This window comes from Microbispora sp. NPDC049633 (genome assembly GCF_040675265.1).
Lineage (GTDB): Bacteria > Actinomycetota > Actinomycetes > Streptosporangiales > Streptosporangiaceae > Microbispora > Microbispora maris.
In genome coordinates, this window is record NZ_JBFAOO010000099.1 from 17,221 (window position 1) to 27,064 (window position 9,844).

At 72.5% G+C, this 9,844-nt stretch carries 9 protein-coding genes; 5 read left to right on the plus strand and 4 right to left on the minus strand.

What is annotated here, in order from left to right; all coding sequences use genetic code 11:
* Window positions 1-154: 154 nt before the first annotated feature.
* The 3 genes from AB0J39_RS23990 to AB0J39_RS24000 all read right to left on the minus strand — a co-directional run bounded on the left by AB0J39_RS23990 (window position 155) and on the right by AB0J39_RS24000 (window position 3,776).
* Window positions 155-1,252 (minus strand): saccharopine dehydrogenase NADP-binding domain-containing protein, encoded by a 1,098-nt coding sequence (locus AB0J39_RS23990; protein ID WP_363468364.1) that lies wholly within the window; start codon window positions 1,250-1,252, stop codon window positions 155-157.
* A 47-nt stretch (window positions 1,253-1,299) separates the two neighbouring features.
* A complete protein-coding gene (locus AB0J39_RS23995) occupies window positions 1,300-2,073 on the minus strand; it encodes a hypothetical protein (protein WP_363468366.1) in 774 nt (257 codons plus the stop codon).
* Window positions 2,074-2,165: 92 nt separating this feature from the next.
* Complete coding sequence (locus AB0J39_RS24000) at window positions 2,166-3,776, minus strand: ATP-binding cassette domain-containing protein (RefSeq protein ID WP_363468368.1); 1,611 nt, start codon at window positions 3,774-3,776, stop codon at window positions 2,166-2,168.
* A 196-nt stretch (window positions 3,777-3,972) separates the two neighbouring features.
* Here AB0J39_RS24000 and AB0J39_RS24005 point away from each other — a divergent pair, with 196 nt between their 5' ends.
* The 5 genes from AB0J39_RS24005 to AB0J39_RS24025 all read left to right on the plus strand — a co-directional run bounded on the left by AB0J39_RS24005 (window position 3,973) and on the right by AB0J39_RS24025 (window position 9,434).
* Complete coding sequence (locus AB0J39_RS24005; protein WP_363468370.1) at window positions 3,973-5,298, plus strand: FAD-binding monooxygenase; 1,326 nt, start codon at window positions 3,973-3,975, stop codon at window positions 5,296-5,298.
* Window positions 5,299-5,379: 81 nt separating this feature from the next.
* Window positions 5,380-5,670, plus strand: a complete 291-nt coding sequence (locus tag AB0J39_RS24010; RefSeq protein ID WP_363468372.1) for a hypothetical protein — start codon at window positions 5,380-5,382, stop codon at window positions 5,668-5,670.
* Window positions 5,671-5,797: 127 nt separating this feature from the next.
* On the plus strand, window positions 5,798-6,892 hold the full coding sequence (locus AB0J39_RS24015) for a phenazine antibiotic biosynthesis protein (protein WP_363468374.1): 1,095 nt from the start codon (window positions 5,798-5,800) through the stop codon (window positions 6,890-6,892).
* Window positions 6,893-8,263, plus strand: a complete 1,371-nt coding sequence (locus tag AB0J39_RS24020; RefSeq protein WP_363468376.1) for an aldehyde dehydrogenase family protein — start codon at window positions 6,893-6,895, stop codon at window positions 8,261-8,263.
* Between the two features lie 49 nt (window positions 8,264-8,312).
* Window positions 8,313-9,434 (plus strand): prolyl oligopeptidase family serine peptidase, encoded by a 1,122-nt coding sequence (locus tag AB0J39_RS24025; protein ID WP_363468378.1) that lies wholly within the window; start codon window positions 8,313-8,315, stop codon window positions 9,432-9,434.
* Here AB0J39_RS24025 and AB0J39_RS24030 read toward each other — a convergent pair.
* The coding region (locus AB0J39_RS24030) for a GNAT family N-acetyltransferase (RefSeq protein ID WP_363468380.1) at window positions 9,421-9,844 on the minus strand (424 nt) is incomplete at its 5' end. The two genes, AB0J39_RS24025 and AB0J39_RS24030, sit on opposite strands and share 14 nt — an antisense overlap.

Genomic DNA, 9,844 nt, shown 5'->3' on the forward strand with positions numbered 1-9,844 from the left:
GTAAATGCTCGGTAACTCCCCGCTCCACCCATTCAGGCGAAGTCGCGTAACTACCCCGCGGACTTTTACGCTCCGCCATCCAAACGAACTGCCGCGATTCACCGTCTTATTAGGCAATCAATCACGATAAATCCGGTCAGTCGTACGGACGCCGTCACTCCCGTACGGTCATTCCCGCCTCGGCGCACCCCCGGGCGAGATTCTCCAGCCCGAAGGCGTCCACGGGCCCCAGGGCGCCGGTGCCGTGCACGCCCTTCGCGAGCGCCGTCGCCGCCCCCCAGGCCAGCACGCCGGCCGTGAACTCGTACGGGTCGCCGCCGGCGACGTGGACGGCGGCCAGGCGGCGGCCTTCCGCGTCGTAGGCCTCGGCCACGATGCGCGACGACACGCCCGTCCCGGCCGGCGCGCCTCCCCCGCCCGTACGCAGCACCCGGTCGGCGAGCGCCTCGGTCGCCCGCCGGACCCCGGGCACCGCGCCGATGACGGGCGTCGCCTTGGCCAGCACGCCCGCGACCCTGGTGAGGCCGCCCAGCCAGCCGAGGTAGACGTTCACCTCACGCAGACCGGCGTGCGCGGGCGGCAGCGTGAAGTGCTCGGAGGCGCCGATGGACAGGCCGTGCCGGACCCGGCCGTCCACGACGAACCTGCGGGTGCGGCCGTGCTCGGGCACGATGCGACCCTCGCGGAAGCCGTACATCGGTTCGAGGATCATTCCCAGGGCCGAGGCGCGGGTCCCCGCGCTCGCGCGGCGCGCCATGCCGCCCTCCACGAAGTAGCCTACGTCCACGCGGACGGCCCGCGGCCCGGCCTTGCCCAGCGCCAGGGCCGCGGCGAGGTTGCCGGGCACGTAGTCGTACCCGAAGGCGGTGATCAGGGCGGCGCCCCTGGCCGCCGCGGCGGGGCCGTACCGCTGGAAGATCCGCTTGATGAACGTGGGCTCTCCGGTGGTGTCCAGGTAGACCGCGCCCGCCTCCGTCGCGGCGGCGACCGCGGCCTCCCCCCACCGGACGAACGGGCCGACCGTCGAGATCAGCACGTCGCCGCGCGCGACGATCCGGCGTACGGACTCGGGGCGGCCGACGTCGGCGACCGCGACGGACACGTCGCCGCCCAGCGAGTCGGCGAGGGCGGTCAGCCGCGTCTGGTCCCGGCCCGCCAGCAGCGGCCGGGCCCCGCGCGCGACGAGCGCCTCGGCGGTGAGCCTGCCGGTGAAACCGGTGGCTCCGAACAGCACGATCCTGGGGGTGGCCATCTCGCTACGGTAACCCGCCCGTCCCGTCAAGATCGGCAGTGGGCCGCTCACTGGCGCCGGTCGCCCGGCGCCGGATACCCGCGGTCCTTTGCGAACGGCTCCGTCGTCGGCGCGACCGTGTGCAGCGGGACGGCCCCGGCCCCGGCCAGCTCCTCGTACGTCTTGGCGGTCGAGCCCCAGGTCGTGGCCTGCACGTCGGTCGCTTCGACGGAGCCGCGCACGCCCTCGACGGTGATGACGAACCGGCTCCTGGCGCCCGGCCGCGCGTCGTCCACGTACGACGTGGCCCCGCCGACGAGCGTGCCCGCGGCGTCGCGCAGCAGGGCCGTGACGGCGAGGCCGGCGACGGGCTTGCGGAACGGGTCCAGCACGTAGCCGGTGACGAGGTAGGACCCGTTCTTCAGCTTGTCCGTACGGACGTCCGAGATCGGGAACTTGAGGAACGCCGACGGGGTGCGCGGGATCGGCCGCCACGAGGCGGGACGATAGTCGATCTTCACACGGACCGGCTGGGCGGTGGCCGTTACCTGGCCGCTGAAGGCCAGCGGGCGGCCGGGCGGCACCGCGTCCAGCGGCTGTTCCAGGTGCACGACCTCCTTGCCGCCGGCGTCGACCGCCGTGACCACGGCGACGGCGTTCTCCCCGAAGTGCCAGCGGTTGGGGTTGCTCAGCACCCCCGCCCAGCTCACCGCGTATCCGGCCCCCGAGCGCACGATCGAGGACACCTGTTCCTTGAGGGCCAGCGGTCGCGGGCCCTCCTGATTGTCATTCCTCGCGCACGACGCCATCGCCAGCGCGGCGATGGCGAGTGCGGCGGTCATGTGGCAACGTCGCGTCACTTAGCCGTCATAACCCCTGAATGGGACGCCGCCTCCGGGACACGCGCGATCCCGCCGGTATCTTTACCGCCCGTCTATCGGGGCCGGACCACCCGGGTCTCGTCCCAGACGGGCTCGGGCGACTCGTAGACCCTGCCGTCCGACCCGAAGACGAGGTAGCGGTCGAAGTCGGCGGCGAACCAGCGGTCGTGGGTCACCGCCAGCACGGTGCCCGCGAAGGCGTCCAGACCCTGCTGCAGGGCCTCGGCGCTGGCCAGGTCGAGGTTGTCGGTCGGCTCGTCGAGCAGCAGCAGCGTGGCACCGGACAGTTCGAGCAGCAGGATCTGCAACCGGGCCTGCTGGCCGCCCGACAAAGTGTCGAACCGCTGCTCGGCGACCCGGCCGGCGAGCTCGTAGCGGGCCAGCGCCTTCATCGCCTCGTTCTTCAGCCGGGCGTGCTCGGTCATGACGATCTCGCAGGGCGTACGGCCGATCAGTTCCGGCCGGGCGTGGGTCTGGGCGAAGTGCCCGGGGACCACTCGCGCGCCGAGCCTGACGATCCCGGTGTGCCGCACGTCCTCCCCCGCGAGCAGCCGCAGGAAGTGCGACTTGCCGGAGCCGTTGGAGCCGAGGACGGCCACCCGCTCGCCGTACCAGACCTCGAGGTCGAAGGGCTTCATGAGGCCCGTCAGCTCCAGGGCCTCGCACATCACCGCCCGTTTGCCCGTACGGCCGCCGCGCAGCCGCATGCTGATGACCTGGTCCTTCGGCGCGACCTCCGGTGGCCCGGCCTCCTCGAACCGGCGCAGCCGGGTCTGGGCGGCATGGTAGGCGGGGGCCATGCCGTCGTTGTAGGTGGCCTTCTGCTTGAGCATGACCACCAGGCGCCTGAGCTTGGCGTGCTCCTCGTCCCAGCGCCTGCGCAGCTCGTCGAGCCGCTCGTTGCGCTCCCGCCGCGCCTCGGCATACGTCGTGAAGCCGCCGCCGTGGATCCAGACGTTGCCGGACTCGACCGTGACGATCCGGTCGGCGGCGTTGGCGAGCAGCTGGCGGTCGTGGGAGACCAGCAGCACGGTCTTGGGCGTCTCGCGCAGCGCCGTCTCCAGCCACACCTTGCCCGGCACGTCGAGGTAGTTGTCGGGCTCGTCGAGCAGCAGCACCTGGTCGGGGCCGCGCAGCAGCGCCTCCAGCACCAGCCTCTTCTGCTCGCCGCCGGACAGCGTGGCGACCTCGCGATACTTCACCCGGTCGTACGGCGTGCCGAGGGCGGCCATCGCGCAGGCGTCCCAGAGCACCTCGATGTCGTAGCCTCCGGCGTCGCCGTAGTCGGTGATCGCCTGGGCGTACCGCATCTGGGTCTTCTCGTCGTCGCGCTCCATCATCACGAGCTCGGCGGCGTGGAGCCGTTCCGCCGCCGTCCTGACGCGCTCGGGCGCGACGCTGAGCAGCAGGTCCTGGACCGTACGGCCGTCCCGGATGTTGCCGACGAACTGCCGCATGACCCCGAGACCGCCCGAATGGGCCACGCTGCCCTCGACCGGCTGGAGATCGCCCGCGATCATCCGCAGCAGCGTCGTCTTGCCCGCGCCGTTCGGACCGACCAGGGCCGCCTTGACGCCCTCCCCCACGCGGAACGACACGTCGTTCAGCAGCATCCTGCCGTCCGGCAGCACATGCGTCAGATGCCCGACCTCGACGTGCCCCACCAGCTGTCCCCTTCCCGACTTCGCGCGCGGAGAGGCTACATGCCGCCTTCCGGGCCCGGCACTCCATTTTCGCGGCGCGCCGTCACCGGATCGCCGTAACGCGGAGGACGGACAAGACCGCACTTTCGCGGATTCACGCCTCGGGTGGCCGCCCGGACAATGACGCTGGCATGTTCTCCGGCGGCAGGGGTGCGCGATGGAACGTAGGGCCGGTCACGCTGTGGTGCTCGGGGCGAGCATGGGCGGCCTGCTCGCCGCACGGGCGCTCACCGAGACGTACGCCCGGGTGACGCTGCTGGAGCGGGACGAGCTCCCCGCCGAGCCGCTGAACCGGCGCGGCGTGCCACAGGGGCGGCACGTCCACGTCCTGCTCCCGCGCGGTTCCCAGGTCCTCGGCTCGTTCTTCCCGGGTCTCGCCGGCGAGCTCGGCCTGGCCGGGGTGCCGCACACCCAGCTGGCCCGGCAGATCAGGTTCGTCGTCTCCGGCCACCGGCTGACCCGCGGCCGTCCCGGGCCGACCATGCTCCAGCCCACCCGCGCCACCCTGGAACACGCCGTACGCCGCCGGGTCGCCGCCCTGCCCGGTGTGGAGTTCGTCCAGGGCTGCGACGTCTCCGGCCTGGTCGCCTCGGCGGGCCGGGTCACCGGCGCCCGCTTCGTCCGCCGCTCCGGCGCCGGCGGCCGGGAGGAGACCGTCGAGGCCGACCTGGTGGTCGACGCCCTCGGCCGGTCGGGCCGGTCCGTCGAATGGGTCTCCCGGCTGGGCTACCCCGCCCCGGCGGAGGAACGCATCAAGGTGGGCATCAAGTACGTGAGCTGTTTCTTCCGTACGCCCCCCGGCGCCCTCGCGCCCGAGCAGGGCATCCTCGTGGGCCCGGTCCCCGGCCGTACGCGCGGGATGGCCTTCATGGCGTGCGAGGGAGACCGCTGGCTGCTCACCGTCGCCGGTATGGCGGGCGACCATCCGCCCACCGACCCCGGCGCGCTGGTCGGCTTCGCCGGGACCATCGCCCCACGCGACGTCCACGACGTCATCGTGAGGTCGGAGCGCCTCTCCGATCCGGTCACCCACGCCTTCCCCTCCAGCGTCCGGCGGCGGTACGAGAAGCTGTCCGCGTACCCGGAGGGTCTGCTCGTCTTCGGGGACGGCCTGTGCAGCTTCAACCCCATCTACGGTCAGGGCATGACCGTGGCGTCTCTCCAGGCCGAAGCCCTGCGGGCCTGTCTCGCCACCGGGCGCGGCGACCTGGCCCACCGTTTCTACCGCGCGGCCGCGAAGGTCATCGATCCGGCCTGGCAGTTGTCCGCCGCGGGCGACCTGGCCCTGCCCGAGATCACCGGGCCCCGCCCGCTCCTCACCCGTCTGATCAACCGCTACGTGTCGCGGCTGCACCGCGTGGGCGCGACCGACGTGGCCGTGGCCGACGCCTTCTGGCGCGTGGCGGGCTACCTCGACCCGACCCCGGCCCTGCTGCGTCCCCGCGTCGCCCTGCGTGTCCTCACCGGGGGTGGCGGAGGGTAGCCGGGGTGGAACGTGACGCCGTGATTGGTCGTCCCGGGCGTGGGCACGATGGGGCGGAGGCGAGGCGGGAGGAGGCGCGCGATGCCGCGTGGGGAGCCTTCCGTGGCGGCCTCCGGCGAGTGGCGGGACGAGGACGGCGTACGCAAACCGGCCGGTGAGGCGCACGCGTGGTGGCCCGGGACCAACCAGACCGTGTGCGGGCTCGCGCTCAGCCGGTCGCGGCTGTACCGGTTCCACCACATCCCCTGGCCGGACTCCTTCCCCGAGTCGGGCGGGGCGGCCGACGAGGTGCGACGGGTGTGCCCGAAGTGCCGGGCGGGGACCGGCAGAGGCCAGGGCAGGCCCTGGCAGCGGACCTCCCCGCGGCCCTGACACCCCGCGGCGGCGGAGGCCGGTCTCGCGCAGTCTTTTGCCCAGTCCCGGATTCTCTTGACCTGGTGGCGAATCACACGGAAATAGCCTGGCTTTTCAGGGCATTTCCAAGCCAAAGGGGCGGGATATGGCACCGGAACAGATTCTCGATTGCCCGCTCGACCAGGTCCCGGAGGGCCCGGAGTTCATCGAGGCCGCCATGCGGTGGCATTTCAGCCCCGAGACCGGCTCGCCGTACTGGCTGGAGCGGGCGAAGACCCTCGGCTTCGACCCGCGCGAGGACGTGCGCACCTTCGACGACCTGCGCCGCTTTCCCAATGTGGCCAACGAGCTGCGCGACGTCCGGGTGGAGGACCTCATTCCCCGGGGCTACGGCCCGGACGCCGACGTCGTCGGCGTGTTCGAGAGCGGCGGGACGACCGGACCGCCCAAACGCGTCGTGGTGCTGCGGGACTGGCTGGAACGGCTGATGCACCGGACCGAGCAGGACCTGCGGGCCAGGGGTTACCCCGAGAGCGGCCACTGGCTGGCGCTCGGACCGACCGGGCCGCACGTCTTCGGCGAACTGGTCCGCTGGCAGGCCGCGCGACGGGGCGGCATCCGGTTCACCGTCGACATGGACCCCCGGTGGGTCAAGAGATGCATCGCCGAGGGCCGCGCCGACGAGGCCGAGCGCTACGCCGAGCACCTGATCGACCAGAGCGCCTACATCCTGGAGACGCAGGACGTGCGGGTGCTGGTGACCACGCCGCCGCTGCTGACCCGGCTGGCCCGCAGGAACGCGCTCGTCGACCTGATCAACGCGAAGATCGCCGCGATCAGCTGGGGCGGGGCCCACATGGACCCCGACACGCGCTATCTGCTCCGCACCGAGGTGTTCCCCGGCGTCAAGCTGTACGGCACGTACGGCAGCACGATGATCCTCGGCGGCCTGGCCGAGCGCGTCACTTCGCCGGAGGAGGACATCGTCGTCTTCGACACGTTCTCGCCCTACATCACGTTCTCCGTGGTGGACCAGGAGACCGGCGAGGTCGCCCGGTACGGCGACCGCGGTCAGGTGGTGATGCACCACGTCAGCAAGAGCTTCCTGCTGCCCAACAACCTCGAACGCGACCTGGCCACCCGCGTGGCGCCGCCGCCGGGACAGATGGGCGACTCCGTCGCCGACGTCGGCCCGCTCCCCACCTTCGACAACGAACCGGTCATCGAGGGGGTGTACTAGATGGAGCAGCTGATCCTGCTCGACGCCCTGGGCGCGGGCGGGCCGTACCACAGCCGCAGCCGGCAGACGATCACGGAGCTGACCGGGGCGCCGGTCGCCGAGCTGAGCCTGGTGCCGCGCCTGTTCGTCCAGCGGACGATGGCGGCCCTGCGCGAGGCGCGGACCGCGCCGCCCCACGATCGCGCGGCGGCCCTCGCCCGCGCGGGACGGCTGTTCGCGACCGGAACGGTGAGCGGCATTCCGGCGGAGGAGTACCAGCACATCGTCAGCCGCGTCTCGGGCATGCCGATCGCCGTGGTCCGTTCGGCGACCGCGGGCATCGGGCGGCGCGCCGGCGAGGCGTACCGCACCACCCGGCACGCCCGGCCGCAGGGCGCGGTGGACGACTGGCGTGACCCGCTCACCTGCGACGGCCACGCGGTCTGGACCCGGCGCGGCGACGTCTTCGCCGTGCACGCCGCGGGCAACCACCCGGGGGTGCACACGCTGTGGCTGGAGGCCCTGGCGCTCGGCTACCGGGTCGCGGTGCGGCCCTCGCGGCGCGAGCCGTTCACCCCGCACCGTCTGATCACGGCGCTGCGGGAGTCGGGGTTCGGCGAGGACCAGGTGGTGCTCCTGCCGACCGACTACGCGGTGGCCGACGACATCATCCGCGACGCGGACCTCGCCATGGTGTACGGCGGCGAGGAGGTCGTGAACAAATACGGCAACGACGTCAGGGTGCTGCCGCAGGGCCCGGGACGATCCAAGATCCTGCTCACCGAGGACGACTGGGAGTCCCACCTCGGCACGATCGTGGACTCGGTCAGCGCATTCGGGGGGACGGCCTGCGTGAACACGACCGCCGTCTTCGTGGAGGGCGATCCCGCGCCGGTGGCCGAGGCCGTGGCGGAACGGCTCGCCGCGATCCCGAGCCTGCCGCCGGAGGACGAGGGCGCGGTGCTGCCCGTCCAGCCGGTCGCGGACGCGCGCGCGATCGAGAAGTACCTGCTCGACCACGTGGACGGCGCGACGCCGGTGCTCGGCGGCGACGGCGTGGTGGACGAGCTCGGCGACGGCAGCGGGGTGCTGCGCCCGGCCGTCTTCCGGGTGGACCGGCCGGACGCGCCGCAGGCGGGCATCGAGTTGTCCTTCCCCTGTGTGTGGTTCGCGCCCTGGAGCCGGGCGGACGGCATCGAGCCGCTGCGGAACACGCTCGTGCTGACCGCGATCACGGAGGACGACGAACTGATCGACCGCCTCGTGGAGGACCCGTCGATCAGGAACGTCTACCTGGGCGACACCCCCACCTACCGGATGCCGCCGTGGGTGCCGCACGACGCCTACCTGGGCGAGTTCCTCATGCGCACGAAAGGCGTCATCCGCACGTGAACCACCGCCCGCACTTAAAGAAGAGCAAAACGCCCAGTAGATTCTGGGCATGCGCAGGACGACACGATGGCGGCGCCGCCTGCTGTGGACGCTCGCCGTCGTCGTGGTGCTCGCGGTGGCCGCCGTCGGCGGCGCGGGGTGGTACTACTCCGGGCTCGTGATCGACCCCGACCACACCTCCGGCTATCCCCTGGAGGTGACGGCCGTCAGCGGCGACCAGGTCACGATCAAGGGCGGCACCGACACGGACGCCCCCGGCACGTACGGCCTGACCTGGGCCGACGGCAACGCCGTGCTGGGACCGGCGATCGTGGCCGGGCCGGGCACGGTGACCAGGAAGGTCACCGAGGTCGTCCGCGGTGAGCTGCGTCCCGGGGTGCGCGCCTACTTCGACCGCTGGATGTGGGGTCACGCGACCCCGGCCGCCGCCGGCGTGCCGTACCGGGACGTGAAGATCCCCTCGCCGCTCGGCGACTTCCCCGGCTGGCGGACCGAGGGCACCTCGGCGACCTGGGTGATCGCCGTGCACGGCCGCAACGGCGGCCCGGCCGAGGCGCTGCGCGTGCTGCCGGTCTTCCACAGCCTGGGGATGCCGGTGCTGGGCATCACCTACCGCAACGACGAGGACGCCCCGGCGAGCCCCGACGGCAAGTTCCACCTCGGCGCCACCGAGTGGCAGGACGTGGCCGCGGCCATCACGTACGCCAGGAAGCAGGGCGCGACCGGCATCGTCCTGTACGGCTGGTCGATGGGCGGGGGCATCGTGCCGATGGCCGTGCGCAACCTGCCCGGCGAACCGATCAAGGCCATGATCCTCGACAGCCCGGTCATCGACTGGCGGGCGCCGATCGCCCTCGGGGCCGAGCAGATGGGCGTGCCCGGCTTCCTCGTGACGGTGGGCGAATGGGTCGTCGAGCGGCGTACCGGCATGTCGTTCGACGACGTCGACCACCTGCGGCACGCGCGGGAGTTCAAGATTCCCACGCTGGTCTTCGTGGACGACGGCGACGCGACCGTGCCGGTCGCCCCGGCGCTCCGGTTCGCCGAGGCCCGTCCCGACATCGTCAGGCTCGTACGGACGAGCGGCGGCGGGCACACCGGCTCCTGGAACGCCGACCCCGCGCGCTACGAGCGGGAGCTGAAGGAGTTCGTGACGGTCAACTCGGGATGACCACGGTCATCGAGCTCGCGACCAGGGTGAAGCCGAGCCGTTCGTACACACGTCTGGCCGGGTTGCCCTCGGTCACGACAAGGCCCAGCCGCTCGCATCCGCCGGCCGCCGCCCTCATCCGTACGGCGGCGAGCATGCGGGCGCCGAGGCCCGGGGGCGTGCGCGCGGGGTGGCGGAAGACCTCGACCACCCAGGGCCGGCCGTGGAAGAGACTGACCACGACGCCGCCTGCCACCACGTCGTCCCCGTCCACGGCGAGCAGGCTCCAGGGCAGGATCTCGCCGGTGATCTTCCCGCCCAGCAGCGGGGTGAGGATGTCGCGCAGCGCGGCGGTGTCGTCCGCGCCGCGGTGGTCGGGGTGGCCCGGCGGATAGGCCGCCCGCCACGCCCGAGGAGGTGTTCGCGGCGTG

What these genes read in the sequence shown, in the direction of transcription:
- AB0J39_RS23990 (WP_363468364.1), bottom strand. Translation starts at nt 1,252, where the DNA reads ATGGCCACCCCCAGGATCGTGCTGTTCGGAGCCACCGGTTTCACCGGC.
- AB0J39_RS23995 (WP_363468366.1), bottom strand. Translation starts at nt 2,073, where the DNA reads ATGACCGCCGCACTCGCCATCGCCGCGCTGGCGATGGCGTCGTGCGCG.
- AB0J39_RS24005 (WP_363468370.1), top strand. Translation starts at nt 3,973, where the DNA reads ATGGAACGTAGGGCCGGTCACGCTGTGGTGCTCGGGGCGAGCATGGGC.
- AB0J39_RS24010 (WP_363468372.1), top strand. Translation starts at nt 5,380, where the DNA reads ATGCCGCGTGGGGAGCCTTCCGTGGCGGCCTCCGGCGAGTGGCGGGAC.
- AB0J39_RS24015 (WP_363468374.1), top strand. Translation starts at nt 5,798, where the DNA reads ATGGCACCGGAACAGATTCTCGATTGCCCGCTCGACCAGGTCCCGGAG.
- AB0J39_RS24020 (WP_363468376.1), top strand. Translation starts at nt 6,893, where the DNA reads ATGGAGCAGCTGATCCTGCTCGACGCCCTGGGCGCGGGCGGGCCGTAC.
- AB0J39_RS24025 (WP_363468378.1), top strand. Translation starts at nt 8,313, where the DNA reads ATGCGCAGGACGACACGATGGCGGCGCCGCCTGCTGTGGACGCTCGCC.